At 56.4% G+C, this 26,295-nt stretch carries 22 protein-coding genes and 2 pseudogenes; 19 read left to right on the top strand and 5 right to left on the bottom strand.

Features of this window, described 5'->3' with window-relative positions; translation table 11 throughout:
- Positions 1 to 603: 603 nt before the first annotated feature.
- Complete coding sequence (locus GIR22_RS26150) at positions 604 to 873, bottom strand: hypothetical protein (RefSeq protein ID WP_218581678.1); 270 nt, start codon at positions 871 to 873, stop codon at positions 604 to 606.
- 704 nt (positions 874 to 1,577) lie between these two features.
- Between GIR22_RS26150 and GIR22_RS24740 the strand changes: the two genes are divergently transcribed.
- From GIR22_RS24740 to GIR22_RS24650, 19 genes are all read left to right on the top strand, one after another.
- Complete coding sequence (locus GIR22_RS24740; RefSeq protein ID WP_154745903.1) at positions 1,578 to 2,327, top strand: hypothetical protein; 750 nt, start codon at positions 1,578 to 1,580, stop codon at positions 2,325 to 2,327.
- A gap of 68 nt (positions 2,328 to 2,395) precedes the next feature.
- A complete protein-coding gene (tssB, locus tag GIR22_RS24735) occupies positions 2,396 to 2,929 on the top strand; it encodes a type VI secretion system contractile sheath small subunit (RefSeq protein WP_154745902.1) in 534 nt (177 codons plus the stop codon).
- 14 nt (positions 2,930 to 2,943) lie between these two features.
- Complete coding sequence (tssC, locus tag GIR22_RS24730; protein WP_154745901.1) at positions 2,944 to 4,446, top strand: type VI secretion system contractile sheath large subunit; 1,503 nt, start codon at positions 2,944 to 2,946, stop codon at positions 4,444 to 4,446.
- Between the two features lie 24 nt (positions 4,447 to 4,470).
- Positions 4,471 to 4,950, top strand: a complete 480-nt coding sequence (tssE, locus tag GIR22_RS24725; protein WP_154745900.1) for a type VI secretion system baseplate subunit TssE — start codon at positions 4,471 to 4,473, stop codon at positions 4,948 to 4,950.
- Positions 4,950 to 6,782: a type VI secretion system baseplate subunit TssF gene (gene tssF, locus GIR22_RS24720; protein ID WP_154745899.1), complete on the top strand. Its 1,833-nt coding sequence runs from the start codon at positions 4,950 to 4,952 to the stop codon at positions 6,780 to 6,782. The genes tssE and tssF overlap by 1 nt, the downstream gene beginning before the upstream one ends.
- A complete protein-coding gene (gene tssG, locus GIR22_RS24715; RefSeq protein WP_154745898.1) occupies positions 6,746 to 7,816 on the top strand; it encodes a type VI secretion system baseplate subunit TssG in 1,071 nt (356 codons plus the stop codon). The genes tssF and tssG overlap by 37 nt, the downstream gene beginning before the upstream one ends.
- Positions 7,813 to 10,416 carry a type VI secretion system ATPase TssH gene (gene tssH, locus GIR22_RS24710; protein WP_178122454.1) on the top strand — a complete coding sequence of 868 codons (2,604 nt, stop codon included), beginning with the start codon at positions 7,813 to 7,815 and terminating at the stop codon, positions 10,414 to 10,416. Before tssG ends, tssH begins: the two co-directional genes overlap by 4 nt.
- Before the next feature lie 22 nt (positions 10,417 to 10,438).
- Positions 10,439 to 11,164 (top strand): type VI secretion system lipoprotein TssJ, encoded by a 726-nt coding sequence (tssJ, locus tag GIR22_RS24705; protein ID WP_154745896.1) that lies wholly within the window; start codon positions 10,439 to 10,441, stop codon positions 11,162 to 11,164.
- A complete protein-coding gene (tssK, locus tag GIR22_RS24700) occupies positions 11,161 to 12,504 on the top strand; it encodes a type VI secretion system baseplate subunit TssK (RefSeq protein ID WP_154745895.1) in 1,344 nt (447 codons plus the stop codon). The genes tssJ and tssK overlap by 4 nt, the downstream gene beginning before the upstream one ends.
- Positions 12,501 to 13,214 carry a type IVB secretion system protein IcmH/DotU gene (gene icmH / locus GIR22_RS24695; RefSeq protein WP_154745894.1) on the top strand — a complete coding sequence of 238 codons (714 nt, stop codon included), beginning with the start codon at positions 12,501 to 12,503 and terminating at the stop codon, positions 13,212 to 13,214. Before tssK ends, icmH begins: the two co-directional genes overlap by 4 nt.
- 30 nt (positions 13,215 to 13,244) lie before the next feature.
- Entirely contained in the window at positions 13,245 to 17,129 is a 3,885-nt protein-coding gene (locus GIR22_RS24690; protein ID WP_154745893.1) for a type VI secretion protein IcmF/TssM N-terminal domain-containing protein, read from the top strand.
- Positions 17,130 to 17,160: 31 nt separating this feature from the next.
- Positions 17,161 to 18,087 (top strand): type VI secretion system-associated protein TagF, encoded by a 927-nt coding sequence (tagF, locus tag GIR22_RS24685; RefSeq protein WP_178122453.1) that lies wholly within the window; start codon positions 17,161 to 17,163, stop codon positions 18,085 to 18,087.
- A complete protein-coding gene (gene tssM / locus GIR22_RS24680) occupies positions 18,084 to 20,573 on the top strand; it encodes a type VI secretion system membrane subunit TssM (protein WP_154745892.1) in 2,490 nt (829 codons plus the stop codon). Before tagF ends, tssM begins: the two co-directional genes overlap by 4 nt.
- A 161-nt stretch (positions 20,574 to 20,734) precedes the next feature.
- Positions 20,735 to 21,253, top strand: coding sequence for an Hcp family type VI secretion system effector (locus GIR22_RS24675; protein ID WP_154745891.1), 519 nt, complete (start codon positions 20,735 to 20,737; stop codon positions 21,251 to 21,253).
- Between the two features lie 91 nt (positions 21,254 to 21,344).
- Positions 21,345 to 22,439 (top strand): type VI secretion system protein TssA, encoded by a 1,095-nt coding sequence (gene tssA, locus GIR22_RS24670; RefSeq protein ID WP_154745890.1) that lies wholly within the window; start codon positions 21,345 to 21,347, stop codon positions 22,437 to 22,439.
- Positions 22,440 to 22,676: 237 nt separating this feature from the next.
- Positions 22,677 to 23,225, top strand: a complete 549-nt coding sequence (locus GIR22_RS24665) for a hypothetical protein (protein ID WP_154745889.1) — start codon at positions 22,677 to 22,679, stop codon at positions 23,223 to 23,225.
- A 127-nt stretch (positions 23,226 to 23,352) separates the two neighbouring features.
- Positions 23,353 to 23,538 carry a hypothetical protein gene (locus GIR22_RS24660; protein ID WP_154745888.1) on the top strand — a complete coding sequence of 62 codons (186 nt, stop codon included), beginning with the start codon at positions 23,353 to 23,355 and terminating at the stop codon, positions 23,536 to 23,538.
- A 106-nt stretch (positions 23,539 to 23,644) separates the two neighbouring features.
- Entirely contained in the window at positions 23,645 to 24,001 is a 357-nt protein-coding gene (locus tag GIR22_RS24655; RefSeq protein ID WP_154745887.1) for a hypothetical protein, read from the top strand.
- A gap of 407 nt (positions 24,002 to 24,408) precedes the next feature.
- The gene (locus GIR22_RS24650) at positions 24,409 to 24,723 is read left to right on the top strand and encodes a hypothetical protein (RefSeq protein WP_154745886.1); all 315 of its coding nucleotides are present in this window, start codon (positions 24,409 to 24,411) and stop codon (positions 24,721 to 24,723) included.
- Here the strand turns inward: GIR22_RS24650 and GIR22_RS26545 are convergent.
- From GIR22_RS26545 to GIR22_RS26690, 4 genes and pseudogenes are all read right to left on the bottom strand, one after another.
- Positions 24,699 to 25,073 (bottom strand): annotated as a pseudogene (locus GIR22_RS26545) (RHS repeat domain-containing protein); the annotation flags it as partial. The gene GIR22_RS24650 and the pseudogene GIR22_RS26545 overlap by 25 nt on opposite strands.
- A gap of 171 nt (positions 25,074 to 25,244) precedes the next feature.
- The gene (locus GIR22_RS24640) at positions 25,245 to 25,667 is read right to left on the bottom strand and encodes an NTF2 fold immunity protein (RefSeq protein WP_178122452.1); all 423 of its coding nucleotides are present in this window, start codon (positions 25,665 to 25,667) and stop codon (positions 25,245 to 25,247) included.
- Positions 25,668 to 25,674: 7 nt separating this feature from the next.
- On the bottom strand, positions 25,675 to 25,917 hold the full coding sequence (locus tag GIR22_RS26540; protein WP_343039664.1) for a DNA/RNA non-specific endonuclease: 243 nt from the start codon (positions 25,915 to 25,917) through the stop codon (positions 25,675 to 25,677).
- A 158-nt stretch (positions 25,918 to 26,075) separates the two neighbouring features.
- Positions 26,076 to 26,295, bottom strand: a pseudogene (locus GIR22_RS26690) (RHS repeat-associated core domain-containing protein); the annotation flags it as partial.

Here is a 26,295-nt window from a genome sequence, read left to right as displayed (position 1 = left end):
AGCTCCTCAGGATCGATCATTACCGCAGGGGCCCTGGGCCGTTCATGGCATTTTTCTGTTATTCGTGCCGCTGGTGGTGGACAGGGTGATTTGTCGACCTGATTAACAGCCCCCCGGGCGCGGTAGCCGCTTTTCCTTTATGTTGTAACTGCATTGGTAAAGCGGTCAATGACTATCCCCAAGTGCTGCGTATTCCCTATTCATTTGGTCTTGCAGGTGGTAACTCTGTTTAGAACCGGCTAACGACTTACTTTTCCCGAACGCACGTCGAGATACAGTCGATTGGCTGTGGTCATACCGCCGCAGAACATGAAATACATACCTTGACCTTTGGCGGGGGATGCCATCCATCCACCGATTTCGTCGAAGTCACCGGCGGTGCAGGTACCGTTGTCTATGAGCTCACGGGCGGCTTTGGTGAACTGGGCTCGGTAGAGACGGTAATCGTCCGAGCTTTTGACTAGCACCTCGTCACCGGTCGCCCCCTCACCTGGATCTGTTGGCCTGTCTTTAGTAAGCGACTTTGTGGACACCCACTCTGAGAACAGCCCATTATTAATACCGTTGCTGGCGACGCACGCAGAATTACCGCTCTTTACGTATTCACTGATCCCCCCCCGAGCAAGAAGCCGAGTAGGGCTTGGTTACGCGGACCCAATCGCCTTTCGTCTCCAAAACCTCGACTCCTTCGCGGAACATTAGCTGACCAGCAACCCCACATTTAACGGACGGGCAGGTATGGCGTGCCACTCGGTCAGCAGACACCCAGAAATTCGGTTCTGCAACAGCAATGTTAGCAATCATCAATAAGGTCATAGCAGTGAGCAAAGCAGGGAATTTCATATAACGCTGCATTCTGATTGCGATGGACATGTCGTCATTCCTTTGTTTTCGCGGACGCGAAAATGGGTGTCCTCCCACAGCCCCGTACAGTGACGAGACTTGGGGTGTACCTTATAAAGCTCTTATGACCTGACTTCTCCGGCTCTGGAACTCGCCTTGCCGCATTCGGTCGCGACCCACAGATACCTGTTTTATGGCCTGCGAAACCCCGCCCGCTAACTCATGTTTCCCAGCCGCATGTCATGGACTCCATGGCTGCCATCATCTCCTTATGAAAATAAACACGTCACTTTAAACAAATCAACAGTAGTATCGGCCTTGTGACAAAAACGCAGATTGATAAAAATTCACATTTTTTCGCTTCATTCAATCTGAAAAACTCTGCAAGAAAATTACTCATCTTGCTGAAATATATGAACTTTTATACCGGCCTCATGTCCACCCAACAAAATGATGGCACATAGATATCATTGCTACCTATAGCAGAAACAAGAAAAAATACATTTTCATGGGAACTTAAAGACTTTAAATATTGCCATAGACCAAGACGATGGCTAGTCGCCATCTTTATGCCAGCACCGCACTCTCACTTATTTCGTGCAGTGCAATTTCGTGATGCCGCCGTTCGCCAAATGCATGATGTGAACAGGCGTGCAGTCGAGAAATTCGTAGCTCCTCTCCTTCCCCGCTATTCGGTGGGGCATTGTCGAGATGGGTTCAAGGACGATGTACTGATGACTCATACCTTTGATGTTGAAGCATTGATCAAGCTGCGAAGGCAGACCCGAGCCATCTCCGATGCGCTTAAGGCGCAAGCCTCGGATTACCTGTCCACCCTTGCGCTGCTTATTCGCCCGCAGACACTCTTCGGTGAGTACTTGCAGGGCGCACAACGCAGCAGTGGGCGGGAAACCCAACACCATTTCAAAGAGCTCAAGGAGCTTTACGACCGCATCGGCTCAGCCGCCCCTTTCCAGTTGGTTAATGAACTGGAGGTGCCACTTAACCTCGTCAGCACAACGCCACAATTGTTTGCGCTGGAGTACGACAAGGTACTCTCGCAAAGCGGACAAACTATCCGCATCACCAGCCCAGTGCGCTGGGTGGTGGGCTTCAGCTCATTCGACCTGGCGAAATTTCGCACCATCATCAAAGACCCCAATCGCAGCAACGCCGAGTTGTACCGCTTCGTGGTGCATTACCTGGTGCTGTTCTATTGTCTGAGTAAGTCTCCCGGCCTGAGTCGCCTGCTGGAAGGCCTGCGGTTCCCGATGAGCTTCGAGCGTCTGAAGGACTTTGGTGACCTGCCGTTCTGCATCATCAGCTCTCCCGTACGCTCTGAATTGCCGGACGAGACCGTCATCCGCAACAGCACTCAGATTGCTGGCAACACTAGCTTCGAAGAGCTGGTGGGACGAGAGAATATTTTGGAAATGGACGATGAAATCCGTCAGCGCTTGCTGCTGACGGTCGAAGGACTGTAACGCTCTCGGCCAATAATAGAGCCGAGGCGAAAATAACTTTCAGCGAGTTGCTCGCACAGGAGATCACGATGGCAAAGAAGGAAAGTACCCAGCATAAACTCGACCGCGTTCGTGCGCCTCGAGTCCATATCACCTACGACGTGGACATTGGCGACGCGCAGGAAAAGAAAGAGCTGCCTTTTGTCGTCGGGGTACTGGGAGACTTTTCCGGCAACCCGCTGGAGCCTCTGCCCAAGCTCAAAGATCGCAAGTTCATCTTCATTGACCGCGACAATTTCAACGGTGTACTCAAGGGCATCAAGCCGCGCCTGACTTATCGTGTCGACAATACTTTGGTTAAAAACGGCACGCAACTGGGTGTGGAACTCAATTTCAACGCCCTCGAAGACTTCGAACCACAGAACGTGGTGCGTCAGGTCGAGCCGTTGCGCAAGTTGCTGGAGGTACGCAACAAGCTTGCAGACCTGCGCAACAAGATGGGTGGCAACGACAAGCTTGAAGAGCTGTTGATGGACGTGTTGCAGAACACCGAGAAGTTGAAAACCCTGGGCAAGGAATTTGGCCGTGAAGCAGCTGTTCCTCCCACTGATCGTAAAGCGTAAGCAGGAGCCTGGCGATGACCGATAAGCAAACCGTGACTCAACAGGACAGCGATCTGGTAGAAGTGGAAAACTTCGCCCCGCAGTCGTCTCTACTGGACAGCATCATTTCCGAAAGCCGTGTGGCCCGTTCGGAAACCGAGCGTACCCGCACCCGTGACCTGATTGGCGAACTGGTCAGCCAGGTCCTTGAAGGCGAAATGACGCCGAGCAAGGACTTGATCGCCGTGCTTGACGCCCGCATCGCGGAAATTGACGCGATGCTCTCCGAGCAAATGAACGAAATCATGCACGCCCGTGAATTCCAGTCACTGGAAGCTTCGTGGCGCGGCCTGAAGTATCAGGTCGATCAGACCGAAACCAGCACCACGCTGAAGATTCACCTGCTCAACGCGTCGAAGAAAGACTTGGTGCGCGACCTCAAGGCCTCGTCGGAATTCGATCAGAGTGCTCTCTTCAAGAAGATCTACGAAGAAGAGTACGGCACCTTCGGCGGTGCGCCATTTGGCATGTTGCTGGGCGACTACGAGTTCAACCGCAACCCGGAAGACATGTACTTGCTCGAAGAGATCTCCCACGTTGCAGCTGCAGCGCACGCACCGTTCATCTCCGCAGCGTCGCCTGAGCTGTTCGGCTGGGACTCCTTCACCGACATGTCCGGCCCGCGTGATCTGGCGAAGATTTTCGACACTGTCGAATACGCCAAGTGGAAGTCGTTCCGCGCTTCGGAAGATTCGCGCTACGTCGGCCTGACCCTACCCCACGTGCTCGGTCGCCTGCCTTACGGCCCAGATACCACCCCAGTGGAAGAATTCAACTTCGTCGAAAGCGTCGACGGTCGCGACCACAACAAATATCTGTGGATGAACGCCGCTTATGCGCTGGGCACTCGGGTGACCGATGCGTTCTCGCGCTATGGCTGGTGTGTGGCAATTCGTGGCGTGGAAGGCGGTGGCCTGGTGGAAGGCCTGCCGACCCACACCTTCAAGACCGACGATGGTGAAATCGCGCTCAAATGCCCGACTGAAATCGCAATCACCGACCGCCGTGAAAAAGAGCTGTCGGACTTGGGTTTCATTCCACTGGTGCATTGCAAAGGTACCGACTACGCCGCGTTCTTCGGCACCCAGTCGGCACAAAAGCAGAAGCAATACAACACCGACATCGCCAACGCCAACGCGCGCCTTTCCGCGCAGTTGCAGTACATTTTCGCCACTTCGCGTATCGCTCATTACATGAAGGCGATCATGCGAGACAAGATCGGCAGCTTCGCTTCGCGCAAAGACGTCGAGATGTTCCTCAACAAGTGGCTGTCGGGTTATGTGTTGCTGGATGACACCGCAGGTCAGGAAGCCAAGGCCAAGTTCCCGTTGCGCGAAGCCCGCGCCGAAGTGTTTGAAGTGCCGGGCAAACCTGGGGTGTACAAGGCTGTGACTTACCTGCGTCCGCACTACCAGTTGGACGAACTGACTGCTTCGTTGCGCTTGGTCGCAGAACTGCCACCGTCAACTCGCGGTTAATCGAACGCTGCCAGGGAGGCAACCATGAGTCAACACAAGTTGTTGCCTTCATTGCTGGATCGATTGCTGGATGATCGCCCGCATCAATCCGCTGAAGCATCATCGCAGCGCTTGTGTTCGCTGGCCGATTACAAGTCCAGCATCGTGCGTGACCTAGAGATCTTGGTGAATACCCGCCAGTCCCTGGTTGCGGGCGAATTGGATCGTTTTGCCAATCTGAGCGGAACCATCCTCGACTACGGCATGCCCGACTTCACCAGCAAGAGCGTGCTCGACCCCCAGGATCGCCTACTGATCCAACGTCAGTTGGAAAAAGCCATTACGGTCGGTGACCGACGCTTTCGCAGCGTGAAAGTACAGCTGCTCGCACAACAAACCGGCCAACGCATGCTGACATTTCGTGTGGATGCAGTTTTGCGTCTACAGGACATTTCGCGTCAGGTCTCCTTCGATGCGGTGCTGCAAGTCAACACCCAGGAATACAAAGTGCAGAATCTCAACTGATGCTCGACGATCTGCTGCCCTATTACGAAAAGGAACTCTCGCACCTGCGCTTTTTGGGCCAGGAGTTTGCGAGCCAGTATCCGAAAATCGCTTCGCGGTTGCTCATCGAGGGCGATAACTGCGAAGACCCACACACCGAACGGTTGATCGAGGCTTTCTCGTTCCTGTCGGCGCGCGTGCATAAAAAACTCGATGACGAGTTTCCGGAAATCGTCGAAGCCTTTCTGGAAGTGCTGTACCCCCACTACCTGCGCCCTACTCCGTCAATGTCGATTGTGGAGTTCAACCTGGGCAAGCAGGAGAAGGTCACTGAATCCTACCGTGTGGCCCGCCACACTGAACTGCACGCCAACCCGATAGACGGCGTGGTATGTAAATTCCGCACCTGCTACCCGGTGGAATTGTGGCCAGTGGCAGTGCAAGAGGCGTCGTTCATCGAGATGGAGCGCTCGGCGTTCAACGGTCATAGCGCCGATCTGGTAGCCCGCTTGCGTATTGGCCTCGCCGCCACTTCGGATGTGCTGTTTGGCAAAATGGAATTGGACAGCCTGCGCTTTTTCCTCGACGGCGAAAGCACGCTGATGCTGCAGCTGTACGAACTGCTGTTCAACAATCTGGCCAAGGCCACCTTGTCGTTCAAGGACGGAGACCGTACCCGCGAAGTAGTCCTGCCCGCCGGCGCGTTGAAGGCAGTCGGTTATCAGTTGGACGAAGGCCTGGTGGATTACTCGGAACGCTCGTTTTTGGGTTATCGGCTGCTCCACGAATACTTCACCTTCCCCGATAAATTCATGTTCTTCGACCTCTCCGGGTTTGCACGCGTCCTTGCAGGCAAGGAAGTGGAGAGCGTCGAGATCAACTTTTACTTTTCCGATTACGACCTCACGGACCGCCTGGTACGCCTGACGCAAAATATCGGCCGTAATAACTTCAAGCTCAACTGCACACCAATCATCAACCTGTTCCGCCAGCAGGCCGAGCCGATCAAACTGACCCATGCCCAGCATGAGTACGCGGTGACGCCGGATGTGCGCCTGCAAAGCTCTTCGGAAGTGGTCTCGATTGACCGCGTGCGCCGCGTGAAAAAAGTCGGTGGCACCGATCAGGTCGGTACTTGCCACCCGTTCTTTGAACCGCGGGGCGACCAGGGCCCCGGTAGCAGCTTCTGGATTGCCCGCCGCCGTGCCGTGCAAACTCAGCAACGCGATGGCTCGAACATGTTTATCCGGGTGGTAGATCGCAACCTGGAGATGATCGACTCGAACAACGACACCTTGAGCATTCGTCTGACCTGCAGCAACCGCGACCTGCCACTGATGCTGCCGTTTGGCGGCGAGCGCGGGGATTTCAACATCCCGGCCAACTCGGTCATCAAGGACATCCGCTGCCTGCGCAAACCCACCGCGACAGTGCGTGTGCCTCTGGGCAACGGAGTGATCTGGCGATTGATTTCACATCTCTCGCTCAACCACATGTCGCTGGTGTCCAACGGACGCGAAGTGCTGCTGGAACTACTCTCGCTCTACAACTACCGCAACCTGTCGGCGATCCGCAAACAGATCAACGGCATCGTCTCGGTCACCAGCGAGCCGGTGGTTGCGCGTATCGGCCACCCGCGCCCGAACTTTGTACGCGGCGTGGGCATCACCCTAGAATTCGACGAAAGCCAATACACCGGCAGTGGTGTGTTTTTATTCGGCATGGTACTCGACCATTTCTTCGGTCAGTACTGCACGATGAACAGCTTTACCCAATTAACCCTTCGCACCTTGCAGCGCGAAAAGAGAGTGGTCCAATGGCCCCCGCGAACCGGCGATCAACCCCTGGTCTGATCGACCAGGCCAGGGCCGAGCCGCACCGATTCGAATTCTTTCAATTGGTGCGCTTGCTGCGCCTGCATTACAGCAGAACCGGGCGCATGGACCTGGAAACCCGGCCGCACGAAGATCCGTTGCGCTTTCGCTCGCAGCTGTCGCTCAACTTCCCTGCCAGTGAAGTCAGCGACTTGCAGTTCGAGCACGCGGGCAATGTGTCGGCGGCGGGCTTGCCGCTGACCGAGGTGCAGGTGACTTTCATGGGCCTGGTCGGACCTTCCGGGGTACTGCCGCGCCCGTATACCGAGCTGTTGATGGAACGCCATATCCAGTACCGCGATGACGCGGCGCATGCGTTCCTCGACATCTTTTCGCACCGCATGACCACGCTGTTTTACGAAGCCTGGCAGAAGTACAAGTTCTACATCGAGTACGAACGCAACGGCACCTCCGGGTTTGACCGCTACCTGCTCAACCTCGTGGGTTTCGGGCCAGAAGCGCAAAAGCAGAAATTCGACAAGGGCGCCTCACCGCTGCGCCGTGAGCTGTTCAGCTACTTCTCGGGGATGTTCGCGCAAAAGCCGCGCAACACGCTGAACCTGCAAGTGATGCTGAGCTTCTATTTTTCGCTGCCCTTCAAGGTCAAGCCGTTTGCCGGTCGCTGGCTGCACCTGGACGCCAGCCAATGCACCCAATTGGGCCGCAAGAACGCCGTGCTCGGGCAAAGCGCCGTCGCTGGCAACCGGGTCTGGGACTATCAGTCATGCGTGTGCATCGAGCTGGGCCCTCTGGACCTGGCCGATTACCAACGCTTCCAGCCGGGCACGGTGGATTACCAGAAGCTGGTCGAGCTGGTGCGCTTTTATGTTGGCGCCGAGCTGGACTTTCAACTGGCGCCCAAGCTCAAGCGCGAAGCCGTACCTGTTGCCAGCCTCGGCCGTAAAGGCAACGTTTCCCTGGGCCGGCTTGGCTGGCTCAAACGCCCCGGTGTCGACGTGGAACCCTCCCGTTGCGCCCTCTTCCACATTCCTTTTGATGGGGTCTGCCTGTGAACCTGAAGTCCCTGTTTGCCAAGTTGAACGACAACAGCCGCACCGCCACTGAAGGTGCCGCGGCGTTGTGCCACTCGGAAAACCATTACGACGTCGAAGTCGAGCACTTGCTGCTGCAGTTGCTGGATACCAACGATAACGATCTGCCAGCCATCCTGCGCCACTACGATGTCGTACCGGATCGCCTGCAAGCGCAGTTGATGACAGCCCTGGGCACATTCAAAAAGGGCAATACCCGTACACCTGCACTGTCCCCACATATCACGAGGATGATCGAACAAGCGTGGGTACTGGCGTCTATCGAGTTCGGTCAGGCACAGATTCGTACCGGCCACCTGGTGCAGGCATTGCTCGACGATGCCGAATTACGCCGGGTGATCATCGGTTCCGCGCCTGAGTTGGAAAAAATCAACGCGGATGACCTGCGCCTGAATTTCAATGCGCTGGTTGAAAGCAGCACTGAATCGAAGCTAGCCAAGCCTTTGGCAAGCGCCAATACCAGCGGCGGCAGTTCGGTGAAAGGCAACGGCAAGACCCCGGCGCTGGATCAATACACCATCAACCTCACCCAAAGTGCGCGCGATGGCCGGATTGACCCCGTGCTCGGTCGCGAGTTCGAGGTGCGGCAGATGGTCGATATCCTGACCCGTCGACGCCAGAACAACCCGATCCTTACCGGTGAGGCCGGCGTGGGTAAAACAGCCGTGGTCGAAGGCTTGGCGCTGCGCATCGTCCAGGGCGACGTACCGGCGGTACTCAAGGACGTGGCCTTGCATACCCTCGACCTGGGCTTGTTGCAAGCGGGCGCCGGAGTGAAAGGCGAATTCGAAAACCGCCTCAAGTCGGTAATCGAAGAAACCAAGCGCAGCCTGCACCCAATCATCTTGTTTATCGATGAAGCCCATACGCTGATCGGTTCCGGAGGTCAGGCCGGACAAAACGATGCCGCCAATCTGCTCAAGCCGGCACTGGCTCGCGGCGAATTGCGCACCATCGCCGCCACCACTTGGGCCGAGTACAAAAAATACTTCGAAAAAGACGCCGCCCTCGCCCGCCGCTTCCAGGTGGTCAAGGTTGAAGAGCCTGACGAAGACAAAGCTATTCATATGCTGCGTGGCCTGCTCGCAAAAATGCAGGAGCACCACAAGGTCACCGTGATGGACGAAGCGTTGGTGCAGGCCGTGCGCCTGTCCAACCGCTACATCACTGGCCGCCAGTTGCCGGACAAGGCCGTCAGCGTGCTCGACACCGCGTGCGCCCGTGTTGCCCTCGGCCAGTCGGCGCAGCCTGGGCCACTGGAAGATAGCAAACGGCAAATCGACAACCTCCAGGCCGAAATTACCGTGCTGGAACAGGAAACCGCCAAAGGCAGCGACCACACTCGCCGCTTGAGCGCCCTGACTGAACAACTGCATGCCGAACAAACCACCCGCGCAACCTTGGAGCAACAGTGGAAGCGTGAGCTCGAACTGGTAGAAAAACTTGGCGCGCTGAGCACGCCGGAGAGCGGTACACCGGATGCCAACGAAATCGCCGCCGTGCGCACAGAGTTGATCAGCGTTCAAGGCGAGCAACCACTGGTCCACGCGCTGGTAGACGGCGGGACCATTGGCGAAGTGATTTCCGGCTGGACCGGCATCCCGCTGGGCAAGATGCTGCGCGACGAAATCGACACTGTGCAACGCCTGCCAGCGTTGTTAGGCGAACGCGTGCTGGGACAGGATCACGCGCTGGTGGAAATAGGCAAACGCATCAAGATTTCCCGCGCTCGCATGGAAGACCCGAACAAGCCAATCGGCGTGTTCCTGTTGCTCGGCCCGAGCGGCGTCGGCAAGACCGAAACCGCGCTGGCCCTCGCCGACACCCTGTACGGCGGTGAACGTAACGTCATCACTATCAATATGTCCGAGTATCAGGAAGCCCACACAGTGTCGAGCCTCAAGGGTTCGCCGCCGGGTTATGTCGGCTATGGCGAAGGTGGCGTGTTGACCGAAGCGGTCCGCCGCAAGCCTTACAGCGTGGTACTGCTCGACGAAGTGGAAAAAGCTCACCCGGATGTGCTTGAGCTGTTTTTCCAGGTCTTCGACAAAGGCGTGCTGGACGATGGCGAAGGCCGCGAGATCAACTTCCGCAACACAGTGATCCTGCTCACCTCCAACACCGGCACCGACCACATCATGCAGTGGTGCCTGAACAGCGAGGAGCAACCGACGCCGGAGCAACTGGTCGAAGGGCTGCGTGACGAACTGAACCAAGTGTTCAAGCCGGCCTTCCTGGGCCGTCTGACGGTGGTGCCGTACTACCCGGTCAAGGACGCGATTCTCGAACGCATTGTCGCTCTGAAACTGGCGCGTATTCGCAAGCGCTTCGAACGTAATCACCAGGCGCAGTTGGGCTACGACGAAGTATTGGTCAAAGCGATTGCCTCGCGCTGTACCGAGGTCGACAGCGGCGCCCGTAACATCGACAACATCCTTTCCAAAACCCTGATGCCGGAACTGGCTCAGCGCGTACTGGAACGGATGGCACAGGACAAACCGATTGAAAGCTTGACCATCGGACTGGGCAGCGACGGTGACTTCACCTACAGCCTGGCTTGATCGATCACTACGGGTAGCAGTTATGGACAAGAAGCAAAAGTCAGCCCTGACGGCCTGCGTGGCAGCCTTGGTAATGACGGCGATGCTCACCGGGTGTGGCGTCACCGACCGCATCGGCAAACGCGCCGACGATACCTGGATGGGTGACATGTTTTACAGCGACAACGAAAAGGTGATCTTGAACACCTACGCCGGCAATCAGCTCAACCTGGACGCGTCCGGCAAGGCGTTGTCGGTGGTGTTGCACATCTACCAGTTGAGCTCGCTGGAGCGCTTTGCCGCGGTATCCGCCGACGACTTGTCGGCCGCACCGCAGCAAGCCTTGGGCAATACGCTGATCGAGGAGCGTGAAATCGTGCTGCTGCCTGACATGGGCCAGACCGATATCTGGCCGCTGAACAAAGCCACACGGTATGTGGGCGTTGCAGGGTTCTTCCGCAGCGACGAAGACAGCCAATGGAAGATCGCCTTCGATGCCAACTCGTTGCGCCAGGACGGTATCTGGTTCTCCTCCGATGGCGTGGGAGTGCTGGCCGACTTCTATTCGGTACAAGCGGTGCGCGGCGTGGATGTACTGAACGTACCCGAGACGCAGGATCCGTTGGCTGAGCCCAACACCCCGACAACCCCGGCGATACCCAAGCCGGTTAGTGACATAGCGCAAAAGCAAGCGACAGATATGGCCAACGGCGCCGTAAAAAAGACCGCTGATACGAAAATGAATTCTTTATTGGAAGGCGCTAAATGAGTAAGCAAAGCCGTGTGATGTGGTCAGAAGGCATGTTCCTTTTGCCACAGCATTTCCAGTATCAGGATGAGTTTCACCAACATCAGTTGGCCGAATCGACGCTGCGTAGCACGCCGTTTCACTGGGGCGTGCAAACGCTACAGATTGACGAAGAGGCGCTGGCCAGCGGCACGCTGCGCATGACCCGGCTGAAGTTGGTGTTTCCCGATGGCAGCCTGTTTGACGCGCCCCAGCACGACCCGCTACCCGCCGCGCGGGACTTGAAGGAGTTGCTCAAGGGCAATGATCTCAAGGTATATGCCGCGCTCAAGCTGCCGGAGCCGTTCGGCATGAACTATGTCGAGGACGGCCAGGAACAAAAAAGCGCTCGGCGTTTTCGCAAGCAGTTCGATACCCTGCCCGACCTCAATGAGGGTGACCTGGAAAACGAAATCACCAGCTTGCGCCTGAACGTGGTGATGCTGATCGACGGTGACAACCTGGACGGCTACAGCTACTGCCCGGTTGCTCGGCTGTCGCGCAATAACGTTGGCGGTTTCAACCTGGATGCGCACTTTGTGCACCCGACATTGCATGTCGGTACCCATCAAACCCTAGTAGGCCTGGGCAAGCGTCTGCTCGGCGCCTTGCAGTCCAAGAGCAAGGCGCTGTCGGGCCGTCGTCGAGAACGCGCCGACCAGATCGCCGAGTTCGGTTCCAGCGACGTCACCCTGTTCTGGCTGCTGAATACGGTCAATCGTGCTTACCCGAATCTGGCGCACCTGCTGGCCCACCCACGCCTGCACCCCGAGCGCCTGTATCTGTTCCTCGCGGAGCTTGCCGGTGGCCTCTTGACGTTTTCTCTGGACACCCAGCTCAACGACATCCCCGAATATAACCATCACGATCCGGCGGCCTCCTTGGTCAAGCTCGACGAAATGATCCGGGTGTTGCTCGACAACGTGATCCCGAACCAGTGCATTGTCATCAACCTGACGCAAACCAAGCCGTCTTATTGGCAGGGCCAGTTACTCGACCCACGCTTGACCGAAGCCGACTTCTATATTTCGGTGCATGCCGACATGCCCGGTTCCAGCCTGCTGGAACTGGTGCCACGCGCGATCAAGGTGGGTTCGCCGGAAGATATCGAAGTGGTGGTCAACAGCGCCATGCCGGGCGTCACACTGAACCACTCGACGCGCTTGCCTAACGCAATCCCGGTGCGCCTGGATAACCATTATTTCTCCATCGAGCCTCATGGACGGGTGTATGAGCGAATGATGAATGCCCAGGCTATCTCCTTTTACGCGCCCAGCGCTTTCACCAACCTCAAGCTTGAATTGATGGCGGTACTCAAATGACCGAAGCCGTGATGCAAGGCGCCGTAGCCTCGGCGCACGAAAAGTCGACCCTCAAAGATCTTGTGCAGGACTTCATCAGCATGGCGCTGATCGTTCGCCGAGGCCGGCAGGTAACATCGGTGAGTGCCTTTGAAGCCAGTGTCGACAGCTTCTTCAACACGCTGGAGCGCGACGCACGCAGTGCCAGCTACAGCGTTGAGCAGGTCAAAGACACCCAGTACGCCCTGTGTGCATTCCTCGACGAAAGCGTCTTGCGTTCCGGCGATAACGCCCTGCGCAGCCACTTCGAGTTGCAGCCGTTGCAGTTCCGCTATTTCGGCGTGCACCTGGCGGGTGAAGGTTTCTTTGAAAAGATCGAATCGCTGCGCGGTGACGTGAAAGCCAACCTGGATGTGCTTGAGGTTTATCACCTATGCCTGGCGCTGGGTTTCGAAGGCAAATTCAGCCTCGGCCAAAAAGACCAGTTGCGCTACCTGGCCAACACCCTCGGCCAAGATATTGCCCGCTACCGAAAAACCCCGAAAGCGCTGTCGCCAGACTGGGCATTGCCCGATCAAGTCTCGCAAATGCTTCGTCACGAAGTCCCCGTGTGGCTGTATCTGCTGCTCATTGCACTGGTCTGCGTCGCTGTTTACCTGACGCTGGACTGGTTGCTGGGCAAGGACGTCGCCGCTTTGGCAGAACAAATCAGCCAACTGTTCAGTGCCTGAGCACAGATCAGGTAACCGGGTCAGGAAGACATGAAGACATTACTGCGTTTGTTGAAAAGTTTCTGGTTCCTCATCCCCGTGCTATGGGTGTTGAGCCTGTTGGCATGCTGGATCGCCGCACCTCGTGTACCGCTGCTGCAGGGCCACTTGCCAGAGGCGCTGATTTTGATCAGTGCCTTTTATGTGTTAATTATCGTGCTGCGCCAGTACAAGCGTATTCGCGCTGAGCACAACCTTGAGAACCTGGTGCATCGCGAAGTCGATCGCTCGCTGAAGTCCGCCGGCGAGTTCCGCGACCAGCAAGTGCTGCGCGAACGGCTCAAGCACGCCATCGCCATGTTGCGTACCGACCGCGCAGCGGGGGGCGGCGGTTCTTCGGCGCTGTACGACTTGCCGTGGTACCTGGTGATCGGCATGTCTGCTGCGGGCAAGACCTCGCTGCTCAGTCGCTCAGGCCTGTCTGCGAGCATCGCCAGCAGCGCCAATGACAGTGAAAGCGGCACCCAGCACTGCGACTGGTACTTCAGCCCTGACGCCGTGATGATCGATACCGCCGGGCGCTACCTGCGCGACGATCAGTCGGCCAGCGACTTTGCCGACTTCCTGCGTCTGCTGAAAAAGCAACGCAACAAGACCGCCGTCAACGGTTTGGTGCTGGTGGTAAGCCTGCCTGAGCTTCTCGCCTCCTCCACGGATGAGCGTAACGCCTTGGCCGCACAACTCGTGTCGCGCATCGGGGAATACGTCGACTGCCTGGGCGTGAATCCGCCGATCTACCTGATGCTGAGCAAGACCGACCAACTGCCCGGCTTCAGCCAGGCATTCGAAGGCCTCGACCTCAACGAACGCCAGCAACCGCTGGGCATGACGTTCGGTTTGTCGGAGATTCGCAACCACGGTTTGCGCAGCGTCCTGGATACCAAACTGGCCAATCTGCACGCGCATATTCGCCGCCACGTCGATGCACAGATGATTGCCCTCGGCGCTGACGCCAACAGTGCGCTGTTGAACTTCCCCAACTACTTCGCTGAACTAGCGGGTGTGCTTGAGCAGTTCCTCCAGCACTTCGCGCAGCACACCCATCGCGCCAACCCGTTGCTGCTGCGCGGCCTGTACTTCACCAGTGCGTTGCAGACCGACCAGCAATTGAGCCCGGTCTTTGAAGATGACCTTGCCGAATCTTTCGCCTTACATCCGCAGGCCGACCAGGCCATCCCGGACGACGGCAGCACGAAGAAAACCGGTGACCGCAGCTACTTCATTACAGATACGTTCCGCCGTGTCATTTTCCCCGATCGCGACCTGTCGCTGTACCAATCGCGGTTCGGCCGCAAGTCGTCGCTGAGCCCAATGATGATTGGCCTTGCGCTGTTCGCCGGGCTAGTATTCATCGGCTGGGAAAGCGTGTCATTCAAGAATAACCGTGAGTGGCTGGCGTCCATGCGCCAACAACTCAGCGAGCTGCAGCAATCGCCGGATCGCGAGCAGTTATTTGCATCCGGTCAAGGCCTGGAGTTGTTGCGTGACCAGATGACAGCCATCGAACGCTACCGCGACGAAGGCGTGCCACTGCGGTTGGGTGGCGGCCTGTACCATGGCGATGAAATTTATCTGGCCACCCAAAGTGCGTATCTGCAGCAGCTACGCACCCACGCGCTGGAGCCAATCACCCTCAACCTGCAACGGCATCTGCGCGAATTCAATGAGTTCGCGAATACCATGGACCTGCAAAATGCCACGGCGGCGCAGCCTGTCAAGGGCGCACGTAAAGGTCTTTCGGCCGCTAGCACGCAGCAGTTAGCCGGGAGTGCCAGGCTGAAGCTGAACCAGGGCAGCATTCCACGCAGCACCAGCGATATCACCCAGCGACTCACCGGCGCCGTCAAGGGTTCGGCCAGACAAGCGCGTGATAACACCCTCGCAGCCCTTCGCAATCCGGCCACCGCCAATGACGCCGCAGAACTGTCCGCCACCACCGGCGGATTGTCGTTATCAGAAGAGATGCTGGGGCGTCTGGATGAGCGTCAGGTCGCGTCTATCATCGAGTCGTACAACACGCTGAAGCTTTACCTGATCCTCACCCAACCTGACGCGCACCCGGAAGCCGAGTTTGTTAGCGCTGCATTGCCAGTCGCCTGGGCGAACACCCTCAGCCAGGAAAACCCAATCAGCGACAAAGTAATTCAGGACAACGCGCCGGTCTATGTGCAACTGCTCAAGAATGGCCAAGCGCCGACGCTGCCGCGGAACGAACAACTGATCAGCGAGACGCAAAAAAGCCTCAAGTCGTTCATGATCTCCAGTTCCTTGGTGGACCGTGAATACCTGCGCCTGCAACTCGAATCCAGCCGTCAGTTCCCTGCGATTGGCCTGAGCGACCTAGTGCCGCTGCCGGGGCGCCGGGTGTTGTACGGCACCGAAGTTGTGCCGGCGATTTTCACCCGCCAGGGCTGGGACGAGTTCGTCAAGCCGGAGCTGATCAAGTTGGTCTCGAGCAACCTGCACAATGAAACCGACTGGGTACTGGACGGCGACGGTGGTGACAGCGTGGTGCAGAAAGCCAACTTCATCCGCGAGTTCATGGCGCGCTACAAACGTGACTACACCCAAGCGTGGTACACCTTGGTGGGAAGTGTCGGCGTACGTCACTTCACCGATATGGCCAACGCCACACAACAGCTCTCGCTGCTCAGTGACGTGCAGAACTCCCCCGTCAAACGGTTGCTGTCGGCGGTCAACGATAACACCCAATGGGACCTGCCCGAGTCGTATGAGACCCAGCAACCGGGCACCAAACGTGAGGACAGTTTCTGGAGCAAGGTTTCCGGCGTATTCGACCCCTCCGACGTGTCCCCTAGCGCGCTGGTTTCGCCGCTGCCCGCAGTGAATGATGGCAGCCTGGCCAAGCGCTTCGAGCCGGTATCACGGGTGTTTGCTGCACAGAACGCTGAAGGTGCAGACAGCACAATCATGGATCGCTACCTGGCCGCGCTGCGCAAACTCAAAGTACGGGTCAACAACATCCAGCGCTCGCAAGACGTCGGCAAAAGCAGCAAGCAACTGATCAGCGAAACCCTGGAAGGCCAGCCAAGCGAAGTCACCGGCGTACGCAACTATGTGGAGACCACGATCGACACCAGCCAGGGCGGCCTGTCGAGTTCGCTGCAAAACCTATTCAGCCTGCCGATCCAGTACACCTGGGAAACCCTCCGCGACCCGGCGGGCGAACAAATTGCCAAGGCTTGGGCACAGCAGATTGCCAAGCCGTGGGAAAAAGTCATGGCCCATCGTTACCCGATTGCTGCGGGCAGCCGCAACGAGGCGTCGGTCAAGGATCTGCAGCGTTTTGTCGACCCGCAGTCGGGCCTGTTACCAAATTTCAAGCGTAACGAAATAGGCAACTTGGCCGGCGGCGAAGGCTTGGGCATGAGCAGCGGCGCCAAGTCGGCTCCGCTGGTCAATCCGCGCATGGTCAACAGCATCGACAAGGCCAGCTCGCTGGGTGAAGTGATCGCCAGTCTGTCGGACCGCGACAACGGTTTCGAAATCATGCTGGAACCGTCGGCGTACTTCACCGACATCATCTTCACCTTGGACGGCCAGGTGCAGCACTACCGCAACGGCAAGACCAGTTGGAGCCGGTTCTCCTGGCCGGGCACCACCACGGCGCCAGGCGCACGCCTTGATGTGGTGACACTGAGCGGCGAGCGCGTCACGGTGTTCGACTATCCGGGACGCTGGGGTCTGTTGCGTATGAACGACAGTGCGCGGGTCGAAGACCTCGATGGCATCCAGCAGCGTTTCCGCTGGAGCACCACCAGCGGCCCGGTCAGCCTGACCGTGCGCAACTACGGCGGCGTCAAGCTTACCGACCTGGCCAACGTCAAGGCGTTAAGCGCGCTGAGCGCCAAGTGAGGGCTCAAACCATGGATCAGGAGTGCCGCCGGTGATTGGGTGTTTCGGCAAAGTGCCTGCCAGCGCGGATTTCGTCAGCCTGCACGGTGCGGCGGAAGAAGTCTGCGAGTTCGACGCGTGGTTGCAAGGTGCCCTGTCGGCCATGCAGCACCGCGAAGACTGGCGTGAGCTGTTCGATCGCTTGCCGGTGTGTCTGTTCAGCTACCGCGCGCGCAACGGCAATTGGCTGTTGGGCGGGCTAATCAGCTCGCAGGACTTCAGCGCACGGCGCTACCCGTTTTTTATCTTCCAGATCCTCAAGGCCAGCGAAGCCCAGCCCTTGGTGAACCCGTTTACCCTGAGCGAATTGTTCTGCGGGCAAATCAAGCCGTTGCTGCATATGGCGGCCCAGAGTGAAAGCACCTCGGTGCTGTTTGAGCGCATCAAAGCCTTGCGTCCTTTGCAGGCTCAGGACTTTGAACTGTTCCGGCGCGTGCACGACAAGTTTCTGGTGAACTTCAATCTGCGCGACATCACCCGCTCATTGGAGGACTCATACCCGGAGTTTGTCAGCAATGCGGCGCTCACCCGCCTGCAGGCCCTGCAACAACCGATGCAACAAAAAAGCAGCATGGCAATCTCCCTGCCCCTGCCGGCCGAACAGGGTTTGAAGAACCCAACCGCCGACCTGTGGATCAACTGGCTCACGCGCATGAAGGACGCCGGCACCGCGCCGCAAATCAGCGTGCTGGCCGATGACTTCATGCGTCCCAAACTGCTGTGCTTTGCTTCGCGCAGCAGCAATGGCCTGTACCGGGTGCTGACTGGCACCGGCGAGCGCCTGGAAAATTACGATGTGCTGGCGCCGTTTGACGCCTTCGATGAGCACCACCGTGTACATGCTTTTCCTGAAATCGACCGCCCTCTTTATGATGTTATCGACCGTTTTGTCGATGCCCTGGATTTGAAGTCCGTATGAACAGAATCAAATATTATTTTTTGCGCTACCAACCCTACATCCTGGGGGTGCTGTTCTTCCTGACGATTTTCATCGTATGGGGTATTGGCCGCGCGTTCGACTTCAACTCGGTCAGTAGCCTGCTGACCGGGATCGGTGTGTTTCTGGTGCTTTCATCCGGCTATGTGGTGCTGCTGTATCGCGGCGTCTCCCGGCATCACAACCTTGAAGGGCTGCTGCGCGAGGACGCTGACCAGGCCGTGCTGAACGCAAGCCCGGCGGACCGTGAGGAGGTCAGCCTGTTACGCGAGCGCCTGCTGCAAAGCATCGAACGCTTGAACACTCACAAGCCCGGTACCCGGCCCAAGGATGCTCTGTACGCCCTGCCATGGTATCTGGTGATCGGCCAGCCTGCGGCAGGCAAGAGCACCATGCTGTATCAGTCCGGGCTGAACTTCCCGTATGCCGAGCGCGAAGGCGCAAGGGTCGCGGGCCTTGGTGGCACGCGCAATTGCGACTGGTTCTTCAGCTCCGAAGCAGTGTTGCTGGACACTGCAGGCCGCTACATGAACAACCAGGAAGAAGCCGGCAAATGGCGAGCGTTTTTGCAATTGCTGCGTCAACACCGCCAGCGTCGACCACTGAATGGTTTGATAGTTGCGGTGAGCATCCACGACATCCTGCAATCCTCACTGGCAGATCAGGAGCGTATTGCCAAGCGCCTGCGCGAACGTATCCAGGAAACCCATGCACTGTTGGAAGTACGGCTGCCGGTGTACTTGGTGTTCACCAAGTGCGACCTGGTGCCGGGGTTTGCGCCCTTCTATAGCCAACTGGATGACGCTGCGCGCGGCGAAGTGATGGGCAAAACCTTCTCCCACAAAGGGTTTGAGCAGGCCGATTGGGGCCAGCGCTTCGGTGTGGCGATGGATGAGCTGATTACTTACTGGCAGACCGTGGCCAGCCAGCAACTCGTGCTGCAGGATATTCAGGTCACCCGCCAGAACTCGTCCGTGTACCGCTTCCCCCTGGAACTGGCGGCCTTGAAACCGCGTATGCAACTGTTCGTCGATGCATTGTTACGGGCTAACCCATATCAAAGTGCCGAACTGCTACGCGGCTTTTACTTCACCAGCGCGTTGGATGCCGATCAGCCGGAAATGGGTGGCCATGCCCGCCAGGTTACCGAACGTTTCTCGCTGGAAAGAGATCAGGAGCAAGCCAGCGGCCACGCGCACCCTCGGGCACTGTTTATCAATAGCCTGTTCCGCAAGGTGATCATTCCCGACCAGCATCTGGTGGCGCTGTACACCACCAACCACCGCGAACGCCGGCGCAAGGCGGCCTGGATCGGCGGTTTTGGCGCCGTGGCGCTGCTACTGTGCGGCGTGTGGGGCTGGTCTTACTGGAACAACAAAAGCACGATCCAGGCCCTTTCTGGCGAGCTTGCCCAAGCATCCACTGATGACCGCGCCAGCACCAACCAATACACCGCCTGGCATACGCTGGACAGCATGCGTTCATGGACCGCGCATTATTACAGCCAGCACCATGAAGACGGTGTGCCACTGCGCATGCGCATGGGCCTTTATCAGGGTCATGACATCGAACCGTTGCTGCGCAGCCGGTATTTCTCGCGGCTGGAAACAGTGATGCTCAAGCCGACCGCCGACAACCTCACCCGTTCGCTGTACCTGCTGACCACCATCAAGGTGTATCAGCGCAACTCCAAGGAGTTGCTCCCGGTGACCGGTATCGACAGTGTGGAGCCCAAGGCCCTGCCGGCGGACAACCGTGCGCAATCCATCGCCGACTTCGGCACGGCGACCCTGGACACCTACATCATGTTGTCGCGCGCCCAGCGAGAGAAGGCCGACCCGGCGTTCCTCAAAGCGAAAATGCCCGACTACTGGTATCCGGCGATTGCCCGCCAGACCGGCATGACCATCGGCCAGAACAATACCGCAGGTAATCATCAGGATTACGAATATGCCAGCCGCCAGATCAATTTCTACAGTGATCAGATTCACGAGCCGGACGTGCCACGTATCCTTGATAACGCGTTCCTCACCTCCAGCTCGCGCAATTACATCAACAGCCTGTTGACTCAGTCGCTGCGTTCGATCGAGACAATCACCCTGGAGTCCGACACCTTGTTCGCCTTCGGCCGCGCAGATTTCCAAAGTTTGAAAGACGAAGGGCAAGCGCAGTTGAGCGCTATCGCTGGCAAGCTGCTGAGCACCCCAAACATCGGAAAAATCATCATTGCCGGGCATGCCGATCAATTGGGGGATCGACAAAGCAATCTGGCGGTCTCAAAGCAGCGGGCGCAGACGATCAAAACCTATCTGGTCGGTAAAGGCGTGCCCACCGAATTGGTGGACGTCGTCGGCGAAGGCAGCGAGAAGCCCCTGGTCAAATGCGACATGCAGCAGCCCAGGACCCAGTTGATTAAGTGCCTGGAGCCCAATCGACGGGTAGAGATCGAAGTACGCGCGCTCAACTGAGCACGCTCTTTAGAAGAATACCGGTGTTTTGACCATCGCATTGCGTGGCCGGAACACCGGCAAAAGAAGCCTGTCTTGATCTTTTCAAGAAGGTTAAAGCAAGAGCTGTGACCTGTTTGCAGGTCGATGCAACTCTTAAACAGTGAATGGAGAAATTAAAAATGGCATTTGACGCATACATCCAAATCGACGGCATTCCAGGCGAAGTTCTGGACGATAAGCACAAGGACTGGATCGAAGTGCTGGGCTACGAGTACGGCGCAACCCAAGCCACTTCCGCTACTGCCAGCTCCTCGGGCGGTGCATCCTCCGAGCGCGTAGCGCTCAGCGACTTCAGCATCCGCAAAGCCGTCGACAAAGCCTCGGCGAAGCTATTTGAAGCTTGCTGCAAGGGTACGCACATCGCCAAGATCCAACTGAACGTCAACCGTGCAGGCGGCGACAAGCTGACTTACCTGACCATCAACCTGGAAGAAGTGGTGGTATCTTCCGTCAAGGCCGTTGCCGGCGGCAGTCAAGGAGGTGAAGACAAAGCTGTCAGCGACCTGCCGATCGAAGAAATCAGCTTTAACTTCGCGCGTATCAAAACCACCTACACCCAACAGAGCCGTGCGGACGGTCAGGGCGGCGGTAACGTCACCGGCGGTTGGGATCGCACAGCCAACAAGGTTTTCGCTTAAGTATTTGGCGATTTCGGGCAGCGAAGTCTACCCGTACTCAACACCGTGCCGGCACTCGGCACGGTGTTTTTCATCCTGAGCAGAGTTATCTATGTCTGAATTTCTCAACGGCCTTTCGCTGGCTGAACTGACGACCCCTATCGACGGGGGAAGTGGTACAGACCTGAGTTTTTCCACCCTGTTCGATCAAATCAAAGAAGCTCGTCGAGCAGATCCCGACTACTTGACCCAAGGTGACTGGCAAACCGAACTCAAATCCTCCGACTGGGATCTGACCATCACCTTGGCCGCACAAGGGCTTGCTCAACAGAGTAAAGACCTGATGTTGGTTGCCTGGCTCTCGGAAGGCCTGGCGCACCGATATCACTTTATTGGCATTCACTTTGGCCTGACCTTGGCCGAACGTATTCTGCGGGCGTTCTGGGACGATCTGTATCCCACGCTTGAAGACGGTGTTGAAGAGCGTAACGCGCGTCTTGCCTGGCTCAAAGCCTCTCTGGTCGATGTGGCCGGTGCATTGCCGATTACCCAGGGGGACAACTTCAGCCTGCTGCGTTATGACGAGTCCCGCCATGTGGAAAACCTCGCATTGCAGAACCCCCAGGCAATGCGAACAGCCGTTGAGGAAGGCAAGATCAACGCGGAAATCTTCCAGCGTTCGGTCGTTCTTACCGACTCGGATCACCTTCGACTCAAAGCCACGGAGATCGCTGCAAGCCTCAAGGCTTGCCAACAGCTCCAGGCCACCTGCGACACCCTGTTCGGACGTGACGCACCGAGCTTTGCCGCACTTGGCGAGATCCTGTCCCGAGTTGCACAACTGGTCGAGAAGCTATTGAAGGATCGAGGAATCGAACTCAATCCTGCGCAAGTCTTAGTCGCCCATAGCGCTCCTCAAATCGATGAAGACCCTCCAGCAGGTGCTGCAATGTCCTCACAACAAGCTCCATCATCGGCCACATTACGCACCACCCCAGGCACTCGCGATGAAGCGTTCACCATGCTGGCGAGCGTAGCGCAGTTCTTCAAGAACACCGAGCCGCAGAGTCCCGTGCCCTACCTGATCGAACGCGCCATCAAGTGGGGCAATATGCCGCTTGAGGGGTGGCTGAACGACGTGATTAAAGACAGCAACGTTGTCGATAACATTCGTGATGTACTTGGTACCAAAGACACAAAGCCCTGATGACTTAATCGCCCTCAAGCAAATGGCACGCCAACGTGATTAGCAAGAACTCCCTCCCGAACTGCGAGATCGCATCCATCACGTCTGCCAAGAGAGAAAATGGGGGTATAATCCTGCTGGATAGTACTTGGTGAAGTTTTTTGGAGACTCTACGGCTGTCGATCAGTAGGTAACCCCTACGCCGTCGGCGTCACCGCTGAAACTGCAGTTTCAAGGTTTTCAGGATGTCTGCTTTACATGGCGAAGCCACCAAAGATTGGCCCCTTGGACTACTCTTTATCCAGTAGCAGTGAGGTGTTGTCAGTGCCTAAGAAGTCGTTGTTGTCACAGGGAGGCTTTGATGCTCTGTTGGGCAAAATGTCAGACCCCGATGTGGCAGCCTTAGCAAGAGTATCTGTATCTGCCGTCCAACAACGCAGGGCCGCACTTAAGATCCACGCCTATGTTCCAATATCCAGGTTGGCAGCTTTCGACCAGCTCTTAGGAGCAGTACCCGATCAGGATATCGCCAACATAGCCGGTGTATCCAAAGCGGCGGTCACAGAGCGTCGTACTCGGTTAGGGATAAAGTCTTTGAAGCGTTCGACTGTATCGCCACTCGACGATTACGAGCATCTCTTGGGGAAACTACCCGACAGGACAGTCGCAGCCATGGCCGGTGTTTCTGCAGGGGCAGCCCTCAAAAGACGCCGGCGCGAAAAAATAGAGCCATATACGCGCGGGACGCATGGCTACGACGAGACCGGGCAACTGCATTACTGGCTGAAAAGCTACGTTGATACCTAATAGGTAGGCCGTCCTCGGTTTGGATGCGTGACTACAGAAGGCAGCACCAACTTCCTGAGCGTCGCAGGTATTTCAAAATCTGACACCACGCATGATTACTGTACGGTAGGATAAATAGGCAAAAAAAATGACTAAAGAAGAGTTACGTCAGCAACTGCAAGATCAGCTTGAAAAGCATCTCCAAGAAAATCCAAACTCAGTCACGGTGTATGCAGGAGGGCGTGAACCCGAGCGACAGCCGTGGAAGAAAAAGCCCAGTTTTCATGACAAAGCATTCGCTGAAACCATTGCTGAACTTGAGAAAGCTGATTAGCCAAGAATTTCCCTGGTACACCTCAAGCCCCAGCGCCAACGTAGGACCAGGTGTGTAGAAGGACGCCTATCTTTGTATTTGCGTCCATATAATCAAAGGAATGAATATGAAACTAATGCTCGCCGTAACTCTGATTCTGGCCGGTTCGGTCGCTCATGCAGCAGCTGATACAACCTCAGGTATTGAATTGTTAATGCTTAACAAGAACCCTCAGCCGTCGATTGGCGACAGGATTGCGCTTCAAGAGGTCAAGGGGGATCAGTGCCGCTTCTATGGCAAGGTCGTTGAAACGGCTAGAAGTAACAACCTGGAAGTCATCATCAATCGTAAAACTTGTACCGATGGTGTAACCCGAGCGACTAGCCTGATAGTGCCACTGCCCACTGGCTCTGTTCAAGACAACGAAACTTTTATCGGCCACCCGGCAAGCGGCAATGCTGTCGGAACTACCAAGGAATTATGACTGTAATGCTGAGCGCTAGAGAAGTTGCCTTGCCCCGCTCGGTTAAACGCCCCGTTACAGCTGATGAAATCATCAATGCTGTCACCGCAAAAAGCGATGCTGCCCGCGACCTGGGAGCGAAAAGCATAAGAGATGGATGGGCCTTTGGGTGGCGATATGCGGTATAGGAGCCGTCAACGTCCTGGGTAGAGGCGTTCCAGATTCTGGTTCAGAACGGGTAGTTCCTTGCGTTCGACATGAAGCATGGAAAACCTCATGTTCGAGTGAGCTTCCGCGCTGGCGAGATTAGTCGTCACGTCGATCTGGAGTTGCTATTCCGACTGAGTTACAACACTGCTCTACCGCGTGCATTCTCAAGCTAGAAACGGGTAGTGGCTGGGCATAAGCGCGTTTCAAGAGGACATAGCATGGCTAACGCTCATATTGGCGCTTGGGCCACGAGGACAGTGGGCTATATTCTGGTTATCACCACTGTTTTGTTGGTCGTCAGTATTGGTAAGGAGCTGGTGGACGGCGTAACCCTGTCCACCAACAAGTGGGGGCCCAGGACGACTTACACCCTGGTCAGCGACCCTTTCAAATATTGGGCATCGGTGGTCTCTCACGCAGCGGTTGCACTGGTCATCGGGGGTTTGTCGCTGGGAACCTTCTGGCTTGCTCGACTGGAAGCCCAGGTGAACGAACCTCAGAAAAAAGTCAGCCGGGAAAGTAATCCACTATAAAGGAACTCAGTACTTTCGAGCTTGCTGTTAACCAGCGTCTCAGCTTTGACCAACCGGTTCTCACAGTCATAACTGAACGTCTGCAGCTTATTCCTACCGCTACGTTTCTCGATCAGGTTGCCCCAGGCATCGTAGGCATACTCCTGATCGCGCCATTGCTTGATGCGGTTGTCTTTGACCTGGTCGAACTGACTGGTGTTGAAGTTCAAACGGTTAGCCGCTGCGTCGTAGCGAAACTCTTCGCTGTCGACCAGCCTGCCGGTGTCACGGCTATGCAACTGACCGTTGGCTTCGTATTCGTATTTGATTTCACTACGTAGCTTGTCCAGCGTGCGGGTCAGTTCGCCGGCGGCGATCATAGTGGTTGCTTTTGCTCTTCATCTTCGGCTTGCTCGATGCGGACCATTGGAGCATAACTGCCAGGCTCATATACATACAAACTACTCTGCCTCAGCCTTTCCTCACGCATCATCTATAGACCTTACCAAGGGAAGCGTTTGCATGGGGCCTCCAACACTAAGTCAAAGCGCCGTCTGTTTCCATTTATCTCCATTTAGTGTTTCTTTTTTAACAATTAGCCAACTTCCATCTTTGGCATGCAAGGAAAATTTATACACTGCTTTTAGTCGAACTGTTTGACGGACTACTACAGCACATTTTTCCCCAACCAGTTCGGGAGCCTCAATTACATCTCTATCTGGATCATATGTGGGTGGGCTTCCGCAGCCCAGGTCCGCTAGACGAGCCCAATTTCTGCTTTTAGAAACAGAAAATCGTCCTAAAACCTCTCGAAGTATATTTTCATATTTCTTGTCACACTCAGAGCTGTCTTTGTCGGAGTCAATAAGGATCCGCTGCTCATGACTATAAGCACACTCCCAATCACGCATGGCGGCCATAAATTCCTTTAACACGTTTAAAACTTTTTTCTCTTCTGGCAACATAAAAACCTCAGTTACTAAATATGTCCGACAACACAGTCTTACCGTTCTGAAATACATCGTATACGATCTTGGTTGGCCTGGTCCCGCCAGAGCCATAAACAAACTTTACATCAACATCAACAGGTCCATGATTCCTGACAAAAGTAGCAACCTCCCCCTCAAAATCCCGAAACAAGCCACGATTGATCTTCGACAGTTGAGGGAAGACGCCATCTTTTCCGCCTGAGCCTCCAAGTAGCTTGCCAACGATCTGACCGCGTCATCATTGGCGTTACCTAGGCCGCGAGCCCAAATCCTCGACGAGCTATTGGTGGCAGTTCCTGTCCCTAAATCCTTCGCAGTAATAGTGGCAGTAGCTCGAAGCGGCTGACCTGCCACACCTCTAGTGACAGTTGTGGTGACACACCAGCCTAGTGGATCAATCCAACCATTAGTATTCGGCGCATAGGCGTAAAGATTATCCCCACCCAACAACCCAATCGGATCCTGCGTAATAAACCGCCCGACCTGCGGATCGTAATACCGAAACGTGTTGTAGTGCAGCCTCGTCTCATCGTCGAAGTACTGACCCTGAAACCGCAGGTTTTGCTCAACCTCGTTCACCACCAGTGTTTCGATGGAGCCCCAC

The organism is Pseudomonas karstica (assembly GCF_009707515.1).
GTDB lineage: Bacteria > Pseudomonadota > Gammaproteobacteria > Pseudomonadales > Pseudomonadaceae > Aquipseudomonas > Aquipseudomonas karstica.
The sequence above is the reverse complement of the archived record's forward strand: the minus strand, read 5'-3'. Positions and strand labels throughout refer to the sequence as shown.